This window comes from Psychrobacter sp. 4Dc, from assembly GCF_002836715.1.
In the GTDB taxonomy this organism is placed as follows: Bacteria; Pseudomonadota; Gammaproteobacteria; order Pseudomonadales; family Moraxellaceae; genus Psychrobacter.
Genome location: NZ_PJAT01000151.1, coordinates 1 through 20,879 on the forward strand (window position 1 = coordinate 1; position 20,879 = coordinate 20,879).

The window sequence follows — 20,879 nt, forward strand, 5'->3', positions numbered from 1 at the left end:
AACCCGTACATAGCTACTAATAAACTTTGCATTTAAATATATTTAGGTTGTAGCGTAGCCGTATAGTTAGCATCTTGTAGATTCCAGACTTTCAAATACACTACTTAATTAACGGTTTGATAACAAAGCGATACGCGATGTCCTCTGAACCTTTTATTAACGTAGCACTCTAAAGAAGTTTGTAGATCGCACATCATGTAAATACAACATATAGTGACATTGTCACTTAGTCCTGATTTTGGACTTTGTATTCAATGCTTATCGCTAACTATCATTTGAGCGTATCATCAGTCACTTTAGCTCTATTTCTGCTGAACACTGATGATAATGAAATGAAAAATTACCATATATTAATATCTATAAGAGCCGCTCATTAATCAATATGAAAATAATAGATTAATGCCATGCTCAATCTAAAATATTTAGAGTTAGGTTTTGATGTATAAGTTATAGAGGTATTTATGAACAAGCGTTTATCTGGTTTACTTACAATGTCAGCAATGTTATTTGCTGGCTCTGCAGTCGCTACCAATGCAAATGCTGTAGAAGCAAAGACCACACTTGCTATGATTTCGCAAGATAACGCCTCCCACATTGACCGTGTACTTGGTGAACTAAGCCGTCAGCATGATGGTGCATCAAGTTTGGTAAAGTCAGCCCGTCAGCCGACTTCATTGGCACTTAGCAGCTCATTGTTAGCCAATGATACGACACAAGTTACCAATGATGAAGATGTATTAGAGCGCTTAACAGCTGTTGCTTCTAACTCTGTCAGTAAGTTCAAGCAGACTGGTCTTGCGTCTTGGTATGGTCGTAAGTTTCATGGTCGCAAGACTGCCAGTGGCGAAACTTTTGACATGAACGGTTTAACTGCAGCGCATCGCTCATTACCATTGAACTGCTATGTCAAAGTCACTAACAAGACCAATGGTAAAAGTGTCGTGGTAAAAGTGAACGATCGTGGCCCATTTCATGGTAACCGTGTATTAGACTTATCTTATGGTGCCGCCAAAAAACTCGGTATTACGAGTAAAGGCGTGGGTAACGTTGCTATTGAGCGCGTTGCAGGACCTTAACTTTAGGTATCAGTTTTAAAGACCAATAATATTGCTAGCCTATATAGCAAAAAAAGCCTAACTCATCATTAGTTAGGCTTTTTTTATGGTCTATATTTATCGTTCCAAACTAATAGTAGCGACTAAACTACTCAAAACACAGTACTATAAGTTCTATATATCTTATAACTCAAACGCGCTTTCGATGGCATCATCAAGACGCTCAACAGCAATCACATTGATACCTTTGAACTGAGGCGCGTCCTTAGCAGGTGCATTGGCCTTTGGAATGATGGCATGTTTAAACCCATGTTTCATCGCTTCTTTCAAGCGTTCTTGTCCGTTAGGTACTGGGCGTATCTCGCCCGATAGACCCACTTCACCAAATACTGCTAATGAAGATGGTAACGCCCTCTCTTTAATACTTGAAGCACAGGCCAACAGTACGGCCAAATCAGATCCCGTTTCTATAACTTTGACGCCACCAACAACGTTGACATAGACATCTTGTCCACTAGTATGTATCCCGCCGTGACGATGCATCACTGCTAGTAGCATGGATAAACGTTGGAAGTCTAAACCCAGTGCCATTCTTCTAGGCGAGCCTTGTGAATCATCGACCAAGGCCTGCACTTCTACTAGTAACGGCCTTGTACCTTCACGGCTGACCATTACTACAGATCCAGCAACAGGTTTGTCATAACGACTTAAAAATATCGCTGATGGATTGGCGACTTCTTTGAGCCCCATATCAGTCATACCAAAGATACCCAGTTCATTAACCGCACCAAAGCGATTTTTGACCGCACGAATCATACGAAAACGCGAGTCAGACTGGCCTTCAAAATAAAGTACGGTATCAACCATATGCTCCAATACTCGCGGACCCGCTAACGTACCTTCTTTGGTTACATGTCCTACTAAAAATAGCGCTGTCCCTGTTTGCTTAGCATAGCGAGTCAAAATTGCAGCAGACTCTCTAATCTGACTGACACCACCTGGTGCAGAGTTAATAGCGTCCGTATAAATCGTCTGAATAGAATCAATAATAGCGATGGCTGGCTGCTCTTGCGTTAATGCAGCGCAGATAGTTTCTACGTTAGTTTCGGCCAATACACGCAGTCTATCAGCAGGCAAGTCTAAACGTTTGGCTCGCATGGCCACCTGTGCAAGTGACTCTTCACCCGTCACGTATAATGCACTACCTGCTAGTGAATCCGCCCGTGCCATATTGGTCGCCGTTTGCAGCAAGATCGTTGATTTACCAATACCTGGATCACCGCCGATTAACACTACGGAACCCGCCACTAACCCACCACCCAGTACGCGATCGAACTCACTGATACCAGTTGGTAGGCGTGTGTCGAGCGTCACACTTACTGCATTAAGCGGCATGACAGCACTGTGAGTACCAGAGTAGTTACCAGCTGGCGCACTGGTACCACGAGTAGCAGCTCGTGCGTTATTAGGCTTCGCGGTGCTCTTATTGTGATGAGGCATGCTGAAATTTGGGGCTTCGACCAAGCTATTCCATTCCCCGCAATCCGTACACTGCCCGGCCCATTTACCAAAATGCGCACCGCAATGCTGACAGACATAGCTGCTTTTATTTTTTGCCATAGCTTATAAGCCTTATTCAGAGGGTCAATCGAGAATAATGAAGAAAGTATTGTCACGCTTTATAAGCGCTGATTCAAAAATATTTGTTATGATAAGTCAGCTATTGGTTTTGGAAGCTGTACTTGAAAGAGAATGGTGTTAATTGTAGATATAAGTAGTAACTGGCTTATAAGCTCTATATAAAATAGTTTTAGCCAGCTCTTATTAGTTAATCAGGAAACACAAAGTTATTGGTGTAGTTTTACGCAGCGTTTGTAAAGCAAAATGCATAGGAAGTAAGGAAAATCTATAACAGCATAACTCTACTTTAACAGCACCTTTTTGTCTTGAGCGCACTATATAAAATAGAGTATGAGATAAGGGATTTAACGCTCTCACTTATACTTGAAAGTCTTTACCTAGATAAACAGATTTTACTAAATCATTTTCTAACACTTCAGCCGAAGTACCTTCTGCAATGATAGCGCCTTCTGATACAATATAAGCCTTTTCACAAATAGCCAGTGTATCTCGAACATTGTGATCGGTGATTAAAACGCCAATGCCACGATTTTTTAACGTCAAAATAACGTCTTTAATATCACCGACAGAGATAGGATCTACCCCTGCAAAAGGCTCATCCAATAAGATAAACTTAGGATCAGCGGCCAATGCTCGCGCAATCTCACAGCGACGACGCTCACCGCCTGACACGCTCATACCCTGAGACTTGCGCACATGTTCTAAATGGAACTCGCCAATCAACTTTTCAAGTTCTTGCTGCTGTTCAGCTTTACTTAATTCTGTACGAGTCTGTAGGATAGCTAAGATATTATCTTCGATAGATAATTTACGAAAGATTGATGCTTCTTGTGGTAGATAGCCGATACCCGCACGCGCTCGCTCATGCATTGCGTATTTAGATAAATCCATTTTACCTAACGTAACGCGGCCCTTATCCATATTGACCAGTCCCACCACCATATAGAAGCTTGTCGTTTTACCAGCACCGTTAGGCCCCAACAGTCCGACGACTTGACCCTGTTCGACAGAAAATGAAACGTCTTTGACTACCCAACGCTTTCCATAGCGCTTGCCTAAATTTTGCATAGTCAATCGAGCGACAGGCGCCGTATTGGTATTTGATGCCGATAGGTCTAGATTTTTATCATCGCTCATAACTTACTCTTACTTTCACAAAATTTAAGCATTGCTAAAGGCAGACTTATTTACTCATAGCCTGTTTATTTGGATTAACGTACGCCACTTTGGTTTGTACCATTGTTAGGCGGGAATACCAGTTCAACGCGCTGATTGCCGCCAGCAGTCGCTTCAACATCACCTGCTTTTAGGCTATAACGAATGACGTTACCAGCGAAGCTTGCACCATTCTGAACCAGTTTCGCATTGCCAGTTAGCGTAATAATCCCAGACACTGCGTTGTAGTCAATTTTATTAGCCTGCCCTTTTGCCAAGCCTTTTTCTTGCGTGACTACTTGCTGCATAGTCGCTGGACGGCCAGTTGCTACCGCCGAGTTAATGCTACGCTGCTGAGAAAGATTGACTGTGATGTTGTCAGCCGTCATCTTAAACGTACCTTGGGTAATAATGACATTACCTGCATAACTGGTCACGCCGGTACGCTCACTATAAGTGGCTTTATCCGCTAGCAATTTAATCTGCTGATTAGAATCTGATGGCAACGCATGACTATATAGCGGTAGCGCCAATAACATCACCATTGGCAGTGCGCACAATTTGTGCAAGCAGAGTGATGATGCGCGTAAAGTAGGCAAAAATTTAAGTTTCATATAAATAACTCATTTCATAATAGGTGGTAGGATTTGCAAACTTTATGCTAGCTGCTATTTTTTGACACAGTAAATAAGAAAGACTTTGATTAAAACAATGCTTTGTCTTGGCGTTCAGATGGAGAAAATGCAACAGCCACTTGGCCAAATTCATACTCACCCGTCTCAAGATTGGCAGTCATACTAGAGGCTTCAAATCGATTCATGCCTTGTTCGATTTTCACAGGCGCGTCACTGTATACTTTGCCTGATTTCGTATTACCTTTTAGCGTACTACCAGTCACTTTTATTGGTTCGATATCAGGAGTACTCTTATTGCCTTCGCTCACCAGTGTAAATCCACCTGATAAACTAAGCTCCCCTGTCTGTTGACTAATAGCTGCACTGCCCGCTTGAATACGATAGCGTTGCTCTGCAGATGGTTCCCAATTCATGGTAATGCCTGACATTTCATCCTGATTGGTCTCAGGATTATGCATCAAAGACTCAGCGGTAAGCTCGTATTCGGTTTCACCTTGTTCATTGGTCTGCACGGCTTTGATATCGGTGGCTTCATAATCGACATCTGTTGTTTCAATATTGACTGGCGGCGTTACGTCGCCTTGCTGCTGAAAAAACCAACCTGCGATACCAGCAATAATTAAGGCTAATACAATTAAGACACGTGTATTCACGACTGGTTATCCTGAGTTTGCGCCTCATCAAGCGTGTAATGCGCGATAAAGTCTTGATAATGTCCATGACCTTTTAAAATAAGGTCACATATCTCGCGCACTGCACCAGTACCGCCAGCACGAGTCGTTACCATGTCACTGCGCTTGATAACTTCAGCATGCGCGTTAGGTACGGTTGCCGCGAATCCTACTGTTTGCATTGCTTTGATATCCGGTAAATCATCGCCTATATAGGCACAGTCGGCAGCAGTGATATTCAGGGCGGGATCTAAAGACGATAGCAGCTCGTTTAATGCGATTAATTTATCATCACGGCCTTGAACCACATGGTTGACGCCCATTTCTGCTGCGCGCTTATTCACCATTGCACTACTACGACCGGTAATAATGGCTGTCAAAATACCGTAACGGGCTAAAGACTTAACACCCACACCATCATGTACTGAGAACGCTTTGGTCTCAACACCATTGGCATCATAGATGATTTGACCATTGGATAAAATACCATCGACATCCATGACCAATAGTTTTACTTGTCCGGCTTTCTGTATCAAGTCCTGCATTATTTGTCTCTTTTTAATATTTATTTTCGAAGCGTTATTCTATATAGCTTAACTATTTCAACGGCAACTCACAAACCTTATTTGACCCCAGCTTGTAGCAAATCATGCACGGTAATAATAGCTTCTAAACGATCTTCATTATCAATGATCAATAACTGGCTAATACCACTTTCATTCATAACACTTAGCGCATCTGACGCACGCATCGTTTTACTAATATGGCGTGGATTGCTGACCATCACTTCATGCATTGGCGTTTGTAGATCGATGCCTTTTTCTAACCCTCGGCGTAAGTCACCATCTGTGAACACACCGACGACCTTATTGTTATCATCAGTCACTACGGTCATGCCCAATCGTCCGGCAGACATGGTAAACAAAGCTTGTTGCAATGGGGCTTGCTGATGAATCAATGGCAAGTCTTCTGAATTGGTATGCATCAAATCTTCGACACGCGTCAATAGCTGACGACCCAAGGCACCAGCAGGATGCGATAATGCAAAATCTTCAGAAGTAAAATTACGTGCATGTACTAAAGCAACCGCCAATGCATCTCCGAGCGCTAAAGTAGCCGTCGTACTGGAGGTAGGCGCTAGATTAAGTGGACACGCCTCCTGCGACTGACCGAGCGTTAATACAATGTCAGCTGCTCGTGGTAGCATACCGCGCTTATCACGACTGATACTGATGAGAGGGATATTTAGATGCTTAACAACTGGCAGTAGCATCTTGATTTCATCTGACTCACCTGAGTTTGAAATAGCAAGCAGCACATCACCCTTTACCAGCATACCCAAATCACCATGCCCTGCTTCACCAGGATGCATAAAAAAAGCAGGCGTACCAGTTGAGGCAAAGGTCGCTGCAATCTTGCGTCCAATTAGCCCTGACTTACCCATGCCCGTGACTACCACTCGACCCTTGCAAGTCAAAATGATGTCACATGCTTGTGCAAATCTGTCGTCAATCTGCTCTGTCAACAGCGCCAACGCAGATATTTCGGTATTAATGGCCTCGATAGCAGTGGTAATAAATTGCTCATGGGTTAAGTTGTTTTTGGTATCACTCATGAATCCGCTCTGTTTTTATAATGAATCAATACGCTATTTTACTACACTATGTTTCATATTAGTAATGGTCTACAAAATCTACACTAATATAGTGCTTCATACTGAATAAAGAGCATGCTGCTATCTATACAAAAAAAACCCACTATATCAGCAGGTTTTAAACGAATAAATCATGTCTTAATATTTTCTAGACAACATGCTCAATTAATGCAACGAGTTAGCTATTGCTATCATTAGAACCGTCGTTTGGCTTATCTTCAAAGCCTGTATTATCTGCCGTGGTATCAAACCCACGATCTTGACCGAAGCCACCACGCTCAAACCCGCGCTCTTGACCTTGACCGAAACTACCGCGTTCAAAACCACGATCTTGACCTTGGCTAAAACCACCACGATTGAATCCACTGCGACTCGATGCAAAACCACGTTCTTCAAAACCACTCGCAGCAGGGTTACTACCACGTTCAAAGCCACCGCCTTGATATCCAGTCGGTGCTGCGCTCTGAGGCTGAGCACTTGTACCTGTCGTCGTACTACTACGCGGGTTACGTGCTGGCACGACTGTTGAGATGGCATGCTTGTATACCATTTGGCTCACTGTGTTTTTCAGGAGAACGACATATTGATCAAATGATTCAATTTGGCCTTGTAGTTTAATACCATTGACCAAGAAAATAGAGACAGGAATGCGGTCTTTGCGCAGCGAGTTCAAGAACGGATCTTGTAAAGTTTGTCCTTTTGACATGAAATCTCTCCTAAATATTATATAGTTATGTTTTGAGTGCCAATTATTTTAAGTGTTAATTTAATTATAATGGCTAAAAGGTAGATACAATAAGGTGTTTTCTTTATAAAACGTATCTAAATAAATATTCATTGCTCTTAAGTGATTCCACTTTATCGCGAATACGTTATTATTGTAAATAATTAAGTAACTAGTTGTTTCGTTAATACTTTCTGTCTACAAAAGTCTATAAACCAGACATCATAACAAGGCTCAACGCACTGAGCCAAATTATAACAGCTATCTATGTCAATTTTTGAAACTAATTGTGTTAGCTATCATTGCACCTTAAGACAAGTACTCTCGTGCTTCGGCCATGGTTTCAAACATTTGTAATATCATACGACTGCTAGCATCAGCCCCGCTCTCAAACTCTACTGTCCCATTCGATGATGCGCTAGGCAATTGCATTACCTTTCTTAGCCATGTGTACTGACGTTTTGCTAGCTGTCTTGTAGCATATAATGCCTTCTTTTGCATTTCCTGACAAGCAAGCGCCTCGGTCTCTTGGTTAGCCATATTTGGTTGAGTAGCTGACTGAGCAACATTATCTGAGATTTCTTTTTCTCCGTTGACAGCTGTATGCTTTCCAAAAGCTTCATAAAATTGAGCTTTATCTAGATGAGTCTCATCAAATATCGGATGCTCAATATGCACCAAGTATTCTAGTACTTGCCTGTAGCCCACACAGCGCATCGAAGGTATATTAGGCGTGAGCGGATACTTTTTTAGTAAGTCTATGACTTCAGCCACTAGCCCTTCATTCCACATGATATCTAGACGTTGTTCGATACGATTATGTAGCCATGGACGATCTGGCATTACCGATAGCGCATGCCATTGCTGATTCGGATTATGTGCCAATGCTTGCTTTGGCTTGCGCTGCCAGTCACTTATTGGAATATTTGTTTGTAAATAGACTTCAACTGCTCGCGTGATACGCTGAGTATCAGTAGCATTCAAACGCTCATGACTTATAGGATCTATACTCCCCAAATAATCATATAGAGCGCTAATACCTTCCTCTCGACGCCACTGCTCTACGCGCGCCCGTACGCTGTCATCGCTATCGGGCACAGGAGACAACCCATCGAGTAGCGCCATGTAATACATCATGGTGCCGCCTACTAATAATGGTATCTTGCCATTTCTATGACATTCGTCAATAAGACGGGCAACGTCACTGACAAACTCAGCCACACTATAGCTTTGCATAGGATCAATGATATCGACCAAATGATGTGGATAACGCGCCAACTCAGCCGCTGTTGGCTTGGCTGTACCAATGTTCATATCACGATATATCAGCGCTGAGTCCACAGAAATTAACTCAAAACGGCCAGTATCGTATAGCTCGTACGCCAGTGACGTCTTGCCACTAGCGGTTGGTGCCATAAGACAAACTACGCTGTTATCCGTCAGTTTGTGAGGTAGGCTATCAGACGAATGTTGCATAAAGTGGCCTTTCATAATATATGGATAACTCAGATAACAACTGGTTTGATTGCTTTAAGATGTTGTAACCGTCTTGAGATATTCAGGATAGCATTAGCTTTACTAAGCGGTGACTGTCTATCGTCTTGATAGCATTGTTCATAATTATTTCAGTAAGATCATTCACTAAAACCATTGAATCTTGCGCAGACATTTGCGTATTGACCGTCATAAGTTGTTGATTAACCTCAGTAGCCCTGTTTGGTAATCTATCTTTTTTGAATACTTGCTGACTAGAGGTAAGTGACTCAAATAGCTGGCTTATTTTAGACTGCCAATCTTTAGCACTTATCAGTACGCACTGCCCTTGGTGATAAAATAACAGCCAAGGTAGCTTTTTATCCTCTGCGCTTGAGTCAATACCAATAGTCTCTACTTTTTCAATAATATCTAAGCAAATTGGTAAAGATGCAAAAGTACCTGCTCCATCAGAATAATGTGACGTGCTGTTGTTACTGTTGTTACTTTGGTCTGATCGTTCATTGATATGAGATTGCACTGACTTTTGCAATAAAGGATTATTTGAAGATGATTGGTTTGCAGTAGACTGATAAGCCTGTCTAGTAGCTTCTACTTGATTATTCTGCCTTGGGTTATTAGTAGGCTGAATACTCGAGATGGGCATTTCAGACAAACGACTTAAAGAAGCATCATTATTTGCACGTTCCGCAGATTTGTATTGGCTATCAGCGTCTGTCGTCGCTACGGACGCAGATGCAGAATCAATTCTAAGCCCAAATTTAGCTACATCAATCGTTTTCAACTGCGTACGAACTGTATGACCTAAGTGCGCCATAATATTATTCAATGGACTGATTTTGATACGTTGTTTAGATGGATGCACATTGATATTTAACCATTGCGTTGGTAAATCAAAATACAGTGCATACCCCATACCTGCTAGCTGCGCACCTTGTGCCAGTTGACGTATTTGATTGCTAATCAATGCTTCTTTTACCAGTCTGCCATTTACATAAATCAGCTTTGGTAAATCAGATTTTTCATAATGCAATGGCCATAACCAACCACTAATCGCTGCCTGATTAACATTGTTATCATCGTATTCTACAGACGACTGCACCAGACTCGACAAATCTATCGATATTGCTAATGCATTATCTGTCAATGCCATACCCGTTGCTTGCTCCAACCGCGGCAGTGGCAAGCGACTGTCATTATTGCCACTAATACTCGTAGCACTTGCAGATAACGATAGCCGCTGTTTATTGTCATGAAAGAGTGTCAAAGCAACATCGGCACGCGCCAGTGCGACTTCTCGGACAATGGTCTCGATATGACCGAACTCAGTAGCAATAGATTTCAAATTACCGCGGCGCGCAGGCACGTTAAAATACAAATCTTTTACGACAATCGTAGTACCACGGTTATGCACAACTGGTAACAGTTTCGGTGTGTCATCTAATACGCCAGCGACCTGTAATTGACGACCGATACCGCTCTCATCATGACTACTGGTTAAGGTCAAACGAGAGACAGCAGCCATCGCCGCTAACGCTTCACCGCGAAAACCCAATGTCGTAATACCGTGCAAGTTAGCAACATCGGCAACCTTACTGGTCGCATGACGAGTGATGGCCATGACCATATCATCAGGATGAATACCGACCCCATTATCCACTACCTCAATCAGGCCCATACCGCCTTGAGTGATGCGTACCTCAATATCGGTCGCGCCAGCATCGATGGCATTTTCAAGCAACTCCTTGACCACTGCTGCTGGACGTGTCACCACCTCACCTGCTGCTAATTGATTGATTAGCAGCGGCGATAGTTTTTTAATACGGGTATTAGGATGATTATCTGGCATTTATAGATGTCATGTTTTTGGAAAGTAGCGATTGGTATAATTTAGATGTTCGTTTAGATGATAAGTTGCGATAGATCCAAACCCTGCGCTTGACTTGCCTTTGACAACCTCAACTGCACTTGGCGAGCTTCAGTGTCGTTATCATCGCTTACACTTTGAGTCATATCGATGAATAACGTGGGCGGCGGAAGATAGCTATCAGCACGGCTAGCCCATTCGATGATGACTAATGCTTCAGGCTCATCGAGATACTCATCAAACCCAATAAAAGACAGTTCTTCTGGATCTTGGAGACGATATAAATCTGCATGATAAACTGGCTTGATTGAACCATCTTTTTGCTGAATACTGTAGGGCTCAACCAAGGTATAAGTTGGACTTTTTACCGCACCTGTATGACCAAGCGCTTGTAACCAATAACGCGTCAATGTCGTTTTACCAGCGCCCAAGTCCCCTGCCAGCCACACGCTACCTGTCAGTGGTAATGTCGCTAATTGCTTAGCCAATGATTGAGTATCTTGCTCAGAGTTTAGTATCAGAGTCTTTAAGTATTTGCTATTTTCTATAGGTTGACCATCACACATCAGACTGAACCTGCTTGTACTTGCTCTGTCTGTACCTGCATGGTCACAGTTGGATTGGTAAAGCTTTCACCGCGAATCAGTTTGGCATACAGCTCAGAGTCAGTCCACTCAGCACGGACCTGCTCACTGAATTCAAAATCTTCTAAGACCAGCTTACCCATTTGATCGTTTGCAACATCATCAGCAAAGCACTGCGCATACCCAGTCGCCGTCTCATGGGCAATCACTGAGTACACGCTGACATCTGCTTCACCATTTTGCATTTGTGTCTGTCGCAGTATTTCTTGCGCCCAAAAGAATATCACTCGTGAAAACTGCTCTGCCGATGGTGAAACTGGTAGGCTTATCCAACGTGCGCTAAATTTCTTACACGCTGCGACATACTCAGGATCATCTTTGTTCCAAAAACAAATCGCATGATCAAAGCTATCAATGATGTCTTTTATGGAAGATTTTAGCAAACCAAAATCATAAACCATTTGCCCATGGTCTAAACGAGTGGCTTCAAGGATCAGCTCAATTTGATAGCTGTGGCCATGAATCGAGTGCTTACAACGCTCAGAACTACAGTTACGAACGATGTGAGCATTTTCAAATTTGAACAGTTTACGAATACGCATAATAATTTGACCAAAACAGTAAGCACTATGGTGCTAAATGTTAATAAATAAGAGTTTGCCGCGTTTATAAATCGGTTTATGACGCATTATAGCAAATCGCCATGTATCCGTAAGTAAGCACTTATTAATACAATGATTGATTGAACGAATCAATTGGTGAACTAGGACTAACCATAAACATAAAGAATTTAAATGATACTTGAATCGTAGACGAATTGTGCGAGCGCTATCTATTACTAAAGCTTAAGCCTATACTCTATTCAGTAAACAGCTATGTTAGCTGTATTCACACTGTCTTGAATTCGCTTAACTTTGCGTAATGAGTAGTGTGCTGTAAAAAAGGAAACGATTATGAGCAAAGGTCAAGATAGTAAGAAGAACGTTAAGAAAAAGCCTCTTTTGACTGCTAAAGAGAAGAAAGCTGCCAAACAAGCCAAGAAAGACGACAATGGTAGTATTTTAGGCAAACATTAATAATCAATATATTAATATACTAATCCGACCTAGCCGTTCGATTGGTATTTTTTTGGTTCGTCATTGGCCTTTAGCTAAGCACTGTCTTTAATTAAGCTCCGCGCGGAGCAAACATAATAATCGCCATTCCTAATAGCGCAACTACCGAACCCACTATGTCCCACATGGTTGGTCGTATACCATTGACCGTCCACAACCATAAAATCGCCATACATATATAAACGCCACCATATGCAGCATAGACCCTGCCCGCAGCAGTTGGATGTAATGACAGCAGCCAAACAAACGCGACCAAACTCAGCGCACCAGGTATCAGTAGCCAGATTGACTTGCCTTCTCGCAGCCACAGATAAGGCAGATAACATCCTGCAATCTCAGCCAATGCAGTAAGCGCAAATAGCCCAACCGTCTTTAATTCTGTCAAAACTCACTACTCCTCATCTACTACTTTTCTAACCTGATAAAACCAGTCAGGTATTGTACGGCATTCCCCAAAATAATCACCCTATCTCTGTCACCACTTATAAAAAGCTATTTTTTCTGACATGACAGTTAAAATCACAGTAAAATCTATCATAACAAACAAACCTCTTAGATAACTATCTATCGAGGCCATACCGACATTGTAAATAGGAAGTTAGCATCATGATGCGTATTGGATTATTTTTATTAACCAACTTGGCAGTGATTGTGGTATTTAGCATTGTGTTTGGTATTTTATCGAGGTTTTTTGGAATCGGTGGTGTGCACAGCGCAGGTGGTCTCAACTACATTAGCCTTGCCGTTATGTGTGGTATCTACGGTATGGTCGGCTCGATGGTGTCGCTATTTATATCGAAGTGGATGGCTAAAAGATCCACTGGTACGGTAGTCATAGAATCGCCACGCACCGCTACTGAGCAATGGCTAGTCGATACAGTCGCCAAACAAGCACGAGCCGTAAATATCGGTATGCCTGAGGTTGGTATCTTTAATAATTCGCAGCCAAATGCTTTTGCGACTGGCTGGAATAAAAATAAAGCCCTAGTAGCAGTGTCGTCTGGCTTACTACAAAATATGAATCAAGATGAAGTCGAGGCCGTATTGGCACATGAGATTGGTCATGTGGCTAACGGTGATATGGTAACCCTCGCCCTCATTCAAGGCGTAGTCAATGCGTTTGTAATGTTCTTTGCACGCATTGTCGGCAGTTTCGTTGACCGTACTGTGTTCAAAAACACCAGTGATCGCCCAGGTATTGGGTACTTTATCACTAGTATTGTAATGGATATTCTGCTTGGGTTTTTAGCGTCTGCCATCGTAATGTGGTTCTCACGCTTACGTGAATTCCGTGCGGATCAAATGGGCGCAAAATTGGCCAGCCGCGAAAAAATGATCAGTGCGCTTGATGCGTTGCGTCCCTCTGCACAGCGTCCTGACCAAATGCCTGAGAGCATGAAAGCTTTTGCAATCTCGTCTGGGCAAACTCAAGGCTTTAGTATTGCAAACCTATTCCGCTCACACCCAACGCTTGATGACCGTATTGCGGCGTTGAGAGAATATAATCCTAATTAATGACAATCGATTTAAAACCAACTTGCTACTTGTTAGCAGGTTGGTTTTAAAAAAATACTTTATATAGAAAATTAGAAGTTAGAGTATGAATACTCAGTCACTATCATTTTATTTAGTAGTAAAAGGCTAAACATTAGCGCTAGTTTAAATAAAAGAGATATTACTTCTTTTCCTTAGACGGAAAAAGCGATACCAAACCATCTCCTATGATTCCTCGCCAAGCAAAGTAATCATGTCCTGCAGCATACTCTTGATAATGTGTATCGTACCTTTTTGCCAATAAAATGTCTCGCAGATGACGATTGGTTCCCAATATACCGTTGCTACCACTTTTACCACGAGCCGTTTCAAACACGCCTGCGCTCAAAAAGAAACGAACGGGTGCCTTATCCATTTTTATTACCTCAGACGCTACGAAGTGTTTATCTTCTGCTGTCTGATCTTTTGGATGCCACCAGTAAGACCCAGACATAGAGATAACATTGCCAAATATGTCGGAGTGACGTAGTGCGATAGTCGTCGCTGCTAAACCGCCATAACTTGACCCTGCAATGACCGTTCTATCCGTTGGTATCGCTACTGGCAATCGTTTATTTATTTGTGGTACTAACTCATTGGCCAATACATCTGCAAACATTGGGTTGGCAGGTAATTCACGTGCACGGGCATCATTGTCAGGATTGCTAATAAACACCGCTGTCACTAGTGGAACCTTACCTTCTGCAATCAAATTATCTAAAATCGTGGGCAATCCAACCGTATCAATATAGGCTTCAGCATCAAAGATATATAACAGCACCGCATCATCTTTACTATTCTCCTTGTTGTTATTAACAGTTGGGGAGTAAATGGTGATATCGCGAGTATTATCCAATGTACTACTAGTAAATTTAAAGGTAGACAACGCTCCTTTGGGAACCTCTGCCTGTCTTTTTATCCAACGCCTATTTGGTGCGTCTTTTAACGTAATAGTAGATTTGGTTGTGTACTTATCAGTGGCTGAACGTGGCCATGAATGGTGATTATAAGGATCAACTTGAGCCACGGCTTTTATGGCGACTCTACGAGCAAACTCAGACAGAGGTGGCTCAGGGATATTAGGGGCAATTTGATAGGATAAGTGCGTGTTGTTTGGCACAATAAAACTTTTGTACCATGTATCAGAGTCTACCAATCGTTGCAATGCATCATGATTGGTGGACGGGCCACCCATTAACTTGACATTGCGATAGTCTCCTCGCGCTAAAAACGTCATCACAGTGCCCAAAGCTGTGTCTTCAATCAGCGGTGTACCTAATACTTCCACTTCCGCCCAAAAGCGATCTGTACTCTGCCCTTTCTGCAATGACTCAAGTAATGCCGATACTCTGGGGCTGAGTAACGTGTCAGAACTGTCTAGAGAATTTCCTAAAGAACCTTTTAAATCTTGCTCTGCTAAACTAACACGTTGTTCGAGCACTATCTGATAAGCACCTGAGCCAGACAGTCGCCAGGTCTCTGCACAGTTTTCGGCTACTGAATAGAAGTGTTGTTTGCCACTTTTATTATCAATCAAACGGCGCGATACTTTTCCTGTGGCATCGATAACATCTAGCGTCATCATACTTCTATCACTCTCAACATATCCGGTTAGATAATCGCCTGTATCGCAAGGAACGCTAAAGTCTAATGACTTATGCTGTGGCTTGATATCAGCGTTTTCCCTGTTGGAATGATTTAAATCGCCTTTTAAGGGACTTTCAATCGTTAGCATCGTTGCCTCCGAACCAAATGCAGGAAATGACGCCGAATATAATAAAAAGGTAAAGCCTGCTATGGCCCATTTCTTCTTAGGAAGAAATCGTATGTATCTCATTCACTACTCCCTCATTTATTCACTGACAAACATCTAATTTCTACCTTTACAGAATGTCTAGCGAATGATACAAAAGTGAAATACTACCTTATTTTTAATATAGATGATATTGAAAATCATTATCGTTTGATAATTTATTCTGTATAATTAAATAGACAATGACAATTTATTTTTTCTTTATAAAATAAAAAACCCACCTGACTCAATTAAAGTCAGATGGGCTTTTAGAATAGATATAATGACTAACTAAATATCAAACTCAAGCGCTCTATCGCCTTCGCTATCTTTGATACGCGTTGGCAAACCAATCTTATTTAGCAGATTGATAAATGGCTTGGCATCTAACTCTTCGACGTTGACCATTTTGCCTGCATCCCATTCGCCAGTCGCGACTAGTATCGCAGCAGCAACAGGTGGCACGCCTGCGGTATACGAGATACCTTGGCTACCAACTTCATTGTAAGCATCTTTATGATCTGAGACATTGTAGATAAACACTTCAGTCTCAACGCCATTGATCTTGCCTTTGACTTTGTCACCGATACAGGTCTTGCCTGTATAGTTCGGTGCAAGCGAGCTTGGATCTGGTAGTACTGCTTTAACAACTTTCAGTGGTACCACTTCTTGGCCTTCAGCAGTTATCACTGGCTGCTCAGATAGCAATCCTAAGCTCTGTAGGACAGTGAAGACATTGATGTAATGCTCACCAAAGCCCATCCAAAAGCGAATGTTTGGTACATCTAAGTTAGCTGACAATGAATGCACTTCATCATGACCGCTTAGATAGCTGTTTTGCACACCTACAACTGGCAAGTCGTCCGTACGTTTAACTTCAAACATTTTGTTAGACTGCCACTTGCTGTCTTGCCAAGAGTAAACCGTACCGGTGAACTCACGGAAGTTAATCTCTGGGTCAAAGTTGGTCGCAAAGTATTTGCCATGGCTGCCCGCATTGATATCAATGATATCGATATCCGTCACAGATCCTGCATCCATCATGTCATAGCCAAGACGCGCATAAGCGTTGACCATACCAGGATCAAACCCTGCACCTAAAATGGCCGTAACATTGTTGTCTGCACAGCGCTCTTTACGTTGCCACTCATAGTTGTTGTACCATGGCGGTGTCTCACAAATCTTACGTGGGTCTTCATGAATAGCCGTATCTATGTAGGCAGTACCTGTCTCAATGCAGGCTTCTAGTACGGTCATATTGATAAATGCCGAACCAACATTGATGACTATTTGTATTCCGGTGTCTTGTATCAGCTGCACGAGTGCTTGGCTGTCCATCGCATCGACTTGATGCGTATGCAAGACCGCAGCCTGCTTAAAGCTGTCTTTTTCTTTTACACTTTGGGCGATGGCATCGCATTTGTCTTTTGTACGTGAGGCGATATGAATCTCACCAAGTACATCATTGTGCATCGCGCATTTATGCGCGACCACTTGAGCGACACCGCCTGCTCCGATGATCAGTACGTCTTTTTTGTTGGGCTTAGCTTGTTGGTTTGTGTTCAATGAACAATCCTCCTTTGTGTCCCTGTCGATACCATTGATAGCGGCTATGCAAAACAGAAACGAGTGAATGATATGCGTGAATTAAAAAGGAAGACCGAGGAAAACCCACGCACCCGTCGGGCAAATAATACTCCATTATTTGCCCGACGCGATTATAACAATTTTTATTCCCTTATCGGTAAAAAATAATGTATCAATAGCAGATACCTTAAAATTACCCATTATTAAGACTAAGCCTTTGTTTTCTAATGTAGAAAAGTCTTGAAAGTATCCCGTTAAGACAAGCTGGCTTTATAATCTTGATAATCAAACTCACGCTGGATATCGATACTGCCATCCAAACGGTGGATGACTATCGCTGGCATGTTGACACCGTTGAACCAGTTTTTCTTGACCATCGTATAGCCGGCAGCATTGCCAAAGGCAATCTTATCGCCTATCTGAAGATTACTCGGTAATGCATACTCTCCAAAGATATCACCTGCCAAGCAAGAACGACCATAGATAATGGTATGGTCTGCTGACTCAGCATCAGCTTCAGACGGTGCAGCTTCTGCAGGATTGCCAATAGGCGCAATATCGGCAGCTGTATGGTTAATCGCAGCAATCGGTGCGGACTCACGATAAATCAATAGATCAAGCATATGCGCTTCAATAGAAGCATCAACGACTGCTAGATTTTTTTCATTATGCATGGTATCCAATACAGTAGTTACCAACGTACCTGCACCATGGATACTTGCTTCACCTGGCTCAAGATAGACTTGCACGCCATAGGTTTCGCTAAAAGCTTTCAAACGTGCAGCCAACTTTTCTAATGGATAATCAGGCGCGATAAAGTGGATACCGCCGCCCAAACTCACCCACTCAAGCTGCGCTAAGATATCACCAAATCTATCTTCGATATCTGCCAAGCTTTCACTAAAGGCTTCAAAGCTGTCATTCTCGCAATTGTTATGAATCATGACGCCAGTGATATCGCCAAGTACTGCTGCGATTTTATCTTTATCATGCTCACCAAGACGGCTAAATGGACGCGCAGGATCAGCAATCAAAAAAGATGAGTTGCTGGTCTTTGGATTGAGTCGTAGACCTACGGGTATATTTTGCGCGGCGGCTTGCGCTTTAAAAGCGTTGAGCTGTGAGATTGAGTTAAAGATTATTTTATCCGCATAGTTCAATACTTCAGGGATTTCATCTGCACTATAGGCGACGCTATAAGCATGCGTTTCTTTTTTATCGCTACTACTGGCATCATCGTTGTTACCAAAGGTCTCATAGCCCAATCTTACTTCGTTAAGTGAAGACGAAGTCGTACCATGAAGATAAGGCTGCATTACATCAAAAACACCCCATGTGGCAAAGCATTTTAGTGCCAACAATGCCTTTGCACCAGACAGCTCACATAGCCTAGCGATGATTTTCATATTAGCGACGATGGCCGCTTCATCAAGCACGTAGTAAGGCGTTGGTGGCAATGTCGCGTTGATAGAATTCTCTAGATTTTTTGCATTCATAATAGATTACCTAATAGACACTCTGCTGTTGGTATCTTGACAGACAGATATAAATATTTGCGCTATAGTAGACTAAATTCATCATAATTAGAATATCTTATGGCACTCTCAACCGATTATTCCACCTCAGCCAGTCGATCCCATTCATCACAATTGGATCCGAAAAACATAGATTTGACTTATCTAGATCCTGATGCGCGTGCCGTGTTGGATTTTTGGTTTGATAAAAACAATGAAGCGTACTGGTTTGAACAAAACGATCGTTTTGATAAGCAGATACAGGATAAGTTTGGCGGTATTTGGCATGCAGCGAAACAAGGCGAATGTGTCACTTGGCGTATCGCAGAGTCTTCATTGGATGGTAATAGCTCGATAACGGCGTTGGCAGGACGCTTGGCAGAAATTATTGTGCTGGATCAGTTTTCACGCAATTTATGTCGCAAACAAGCCTGTGCTTTTGCCCAAGACGGTATGGCGTTAGCACTCGCCCAAGAAGCCATTCAACAGCCTTATTTTGATACTCTACCAATGCAATGGCGTAGATTTATTATTATACCGTTTATGCACTCTGAGTCGGCCATGATTCATAAGCGTTATCTACCGCTATTTGAACAACTAAATGATGCAAACACATTAGACTTTGAACATCGTCACAAACAAATTATCGATCAATTCGGGCGATATCCACATCGCAACGAGGTACTAAATCGCGACTCAACCGAAGATGAAAAGAACTTTTTAAAACAGCCTAATTCATCGTTTTAAGCGAGATTCCTAGTACTGCCTGAAGATACTCAAAGTTGTTACACAAAGAATTATTATATAAAAAAAGGTCTGAATCATATCACTGGTTCAGACCTTCTTTTTTACGACAAATATTTAGAGAGTATTAAATACTTATTAGTAATTTACCTTACCAGTAGTAAACGTAAATGATTGCTGCTCTAATACTTTATCGTCAACCAAAATATCAAAGCTGACCTTATATTTGCTATTGCCATAAAGTCCACAATTACCGCCTTTATTACTACCTGACTCACAGCTTTTAAGCGCATCAGTTAATGGCAAAATAAATGCTTCATTCGTTGGTAGCGCATAATTCGTACCTTTGTACGGATCATTGTCAGAATCAAGTAATTGAATAGGCACATCTATATTGCGCTGCACATCTCGGAATTTAACGTTACTCACTTTAACTTTATCAGCGGATGGCATGTTGATATAAACTGGCTGTCCGATAGGATCAGTACGCAAATTGCGCCCAGAGCCTCTGACTGGATTTGGGGTTTCGTTATAAAGTGCAGTAACTGTCCCCGTCACATCTTGACATGGATACGTAAAAACACCTTCAAACGTTTTATTTGTCGTAGTTTTTGTCCCTGCAGCATTGCTTACCAAAACATAGCCTTTATTGTTAGCAGCATTTTTACTACTAGGCGTATAGGTAACCATCCCTGTTCCTACTACGCCTGAAGTTGGCAACATTAAAGAGCGTAGATGATAAGGCGCTGACAACAACGACTTTGCCATAGAGCTTGCCACGGCTTCTGTACTCAAAAAATTGCCTGCCGAGCTGTAATAGACAGACTGGGCAATGTTTTCAGTGACACCATATTGAGAGTTGCCATAGTCTGCATTGATCAATCGATCTGCCAAATCTAATCCACTGAAAAAAGGATTGTTAGAACCTGTCACACTAGCAATATCGCTGATTTCATTTTCAAAATGCGCGTTAAAGCTGGTTGGTGAGCTATTGGCAAATACATATTTAATGTAATTTGCGTGCTGAATGGCAATATCGTCTAATTCTGTATCAACGGATAAACCATTTAGACCACAGCTGGTTCTTGCTAGACTGAACTGATTATTTGCACTT

19 protein-coding genes and 1 pseudogene are annotated in these 20,879 nt (G+C 42.2%); 4 read left to right on the top strand and 16 right to left on the bottom strand.

Translation table 11 applies throughout. From position 1 onward, the window contains the following. Positions 1-734: 734 nt before the first annotated feature. Positions 735-1,076: pseudogene (locus CXF61_RS14345) on the top strand (septal ring lytic transglycosylase RlpA family protein); the annotation flags it as partial. Positions 1,077-1,238: 162 nt separating this feature from the next. Here CXF61_RS14345 and radA read toward each other — a convergent pair. From radA to CXF61_RS13500, 11 genes are all read right to left on the bottom strand, one after another. Continuing rightward, positions 1,239-2,675, bottom strand: coding sequence for a DNA repair protein RadA (gene radA / locus CXF61_RS13450; RefSeq protein WP_165598582.1), 1,437 nt, complete (start codon positions 2,673-2,675; stop codon positions 1,239-1,241). A 378-nt stretch (positions 2,676-3,053) separates the two neighbouring features. Continuing rightward, positions 3,054-3,764, bottom strand: a complete 711-nt coding sequence (lptB, locus tag CXF61_RS13455) for an LPS export ABC transporter ATP-binding protein (RefSeq protein WP_379544987.1) — start codon at positions 3,762-3,764, stop codon at positions 3,054-3,056. A gap of 143 nt (positions 3,765-3,907) precedes the next feature. After that, the gene (gene lptA, locus CXF61_RS13460; protein ID WP_102078866.1) at positions 3,908-4,465 is read right to left on the bottom strand and encodes a lipopolysaccharide transport periplasmic protein LptA; all 558 of its coding nucleotides are present in this window, start codon (positions 4,463-4,465) and stop codon (positions 3,908-3,910) included. Between the two features lie 89 nt (positions 4,466-4,554). Next, positions 4,555-5,139 carry an LPS export ABC transporter periplasmic protein LptC gene (gene lptC, locus CXF61_RS13465; RefSeq protein WP_165598583.1) on the bottom strand — a complete coding sequence of 195 codons (585 nt, stop codon included), beginning with the start codon at positions 5,137-5,139 and terminating at the stop codon, positions 4,555-4,557. Then, positions 5,136-5,702, bottom strand: a complete 567-nt coding sequence (locus CXF61_RS13470) for a KdsC family phosphatase (RefSeq protein ID WP_165598584.1) — start codon at positions 5,700-5,702, stop codon at positions 5,136-5,138. Before CXF61_RS13470 ends, lptC begins: the two co-directional genes overlap by 4 nt. A 77-nt stretch (positions 5,703-5,779) precedes the next feature. Further along, positions 5,780-6,772 (bottom strand): KpsF/GutQ family sugar-phosphate isomerase, encoded by a 993-nt coding sequence (locus CXF61_RS13475; protein WP_101205038.1) that lies wholly within the window; start codon positions 6,770-6,772, stop codon positions 5,780-5,782. Positions 6,773-6,989: 217 nt separating this feature from the next. Then, positions 6,990-7,517: an RNA chaperone Hfq gene (gene hfq, locus CXF61_RS13480; RefSeq protein WP_165598585.1), complete on the bottom strand. Its 528-nt coding sequence runs from the start codon at positions 7,515-7,517 to the stop codon at positions 6,990-6,992. Positions 7,518-7,844: 327 nt separating this feature from the next. Further along, on the bottom strand, positions 7,845-9,011 hold the full coding sequence (miaA, locus tag CXF61_RS13485; RefSeq protein WP_165598586.1) for a tRNA (adenosine(37)-N6)-dimethylallyltransferase MiaA: 1,167 nt from the start codon (positions 9,009-9,011) through the stop codon (positions 7,845-7,847). A gap of 82 nt (positions 9,012-9,093) precedes the next feature. Beyond that, positions 9,094-10,878 (bottom strand): DNA mismatch repair endonuclease MutL, encoded by a 1,785-nt coding sequence (gene mutL / locus CXF61_RS13490; RefSeq protein ID WP_165598587.1) that lies wholly within the window; start codon positions 10,876-10,878, stop codon positions 9,094-9,096. 53 nt (positions 10,879-10,931) lie between these two features. Further along, positions 10,932-11,462, bottom strand: a complete 531-nt coding sequence (gene tsaE / locus CXF61_RS13495; protein ID WP_165598588.1) for a tRNA (adenosine(37)-N6)-threonylcarbamoyltransferase complex ATPase subunit type 1 TsaE — start codon at positions 11,460-11,462, stop codon at positions 10,932-10,934. Continuing rightward, positions 11,462-12,082, bottom strand: a complete 621-nt coding sequence (locus CXF61_RS13500; RefSeq protein WP_102091507.1) for a 6-pyruvoyl trahydropterin synthase family protein — start codon at positions 12,080-12,082, stop codon at positions 11,462-11,464. Before CXF61_RS13500 ends, tsaE begins: the two co-directional genes overlap by 1 nt. Positions 12,083-12,433: 351 nt before the next feature. Here CXF61_RS13500 and CXF61_RS14290 point away from each other — a divergent pair, with 351 nt between their 5' ends. Continuing rightward, on the top strand, positions 12,434-12,556 hold the full coding sequence (locus tag CXF61_RS14290; RefSeq protein WP_021815223.1) for a hypothetical protein: 123 nt from the start codon (positions 12,434-12,436) through the stop codon (positions 12,554-12,556). A 91-nt stretch (positions 12,557-12,647) separates the two neighbouring features. On the opposite strand, the gene CXF61_RS13505 is transcribed toward CXF61_RS14290, so the two are convergent. Beyond that, on the bottom strand, positions 12,648-12,980 hold the full coding sequence (locus CXF61_RS13505; protein WP_057760460.1) for a YnfA family protein: 333 nt from the start codon (positions 12,978-12,980) through the stop codon (positions 12,648-12,650). Positions 12,981-13,201: 221 nt separating this feature from the next. Here CXF61_RS13505 and htpX point away from each other — a divergent pair, with 221 nt between their 5' ends. Further along, positions 13,202-14,110: a protease HtpX gene (gene htpX / locus CXF61_RS13510; protein ID WP_101205045.1), complete on the top strand. Its 909-nt coding sequence runs from the start codon at positions 13,202-13,204 to the stop codon at positions 14,108-14,110. A gap of 160 nt (positions 14,111-14,270) precedes the next feature. On the opposite strand, the gene CXF61_RS13515 is transcribed toward htpX, so the two are convergent. The 3 genes from CXF61_RS13515 to CXF61_RS13525 form a co-directional block, all read right to left on the bottom strand. After that, the gene (locus CXF61_RS13515) at positions 14,271-15,965 is read right to left on the bottom strand and encodes an alpha/beta hydrolase-fold protein (protein ID WP_165598589.1); all 1,695 of its coding nucleotides are present in this window, start codon (positions 15,963-15,965) and stop codon (positions 14,271-14,273) included. A gap of 246 nt (positions 15,966-16,211) precedes the next feature. Then, on the bottom strand, positions 16,212-17,486 hold the full coding sequence (locus CXF61_RS13520; RefSeq protein WP_165598590.1) for a saccharopine dehydrogenase family protein: 1,275 nt from the start codon (positions 17,484-17,486) through the stop codon (positions 16,212-16,214). Positions 17,487-17,761: 275 nt separating this feature from the next. Beyond that, complete coding sequence (locus CXF61_RS13525; protein ID WP_165598591.1) at positions 17,762-19,003, bottom strand: carboxynorspermidine decarboxylase; 1,242 nt, start codon at positions 19,001-19,003, stop codon at positions 17,762-17,764. A 99-nt stretch (positions 19,004-19,102) separates the two neighbouring features. On the opposite strand from CXF61_RS13525, the gene CXF61_RS13530 reads away from it, so the two are divergent. After that, a complete protein-coding gene (locus CXF61_RS13530) occupies positions 19,103-19,768 on the top strand; it encodes a DUF924 family protein (RefSeq protein ID WP_165598592.1) in 666 nt (221 codons plus the stop codon). Between the two features lie 135 nt (positions 19,769-19,903). Here CXF61_RS13530 and CXF61_RS13535 read toward each other — a convergent pair. Next, positions 19,904-20,879 (bottom strand): CAP domain-containing protein (locus tag CXF61_RS13535; RefSeq protein WP_165598593.1); only part of this gene is annotated, 976 nt, incomplete at its 5' end.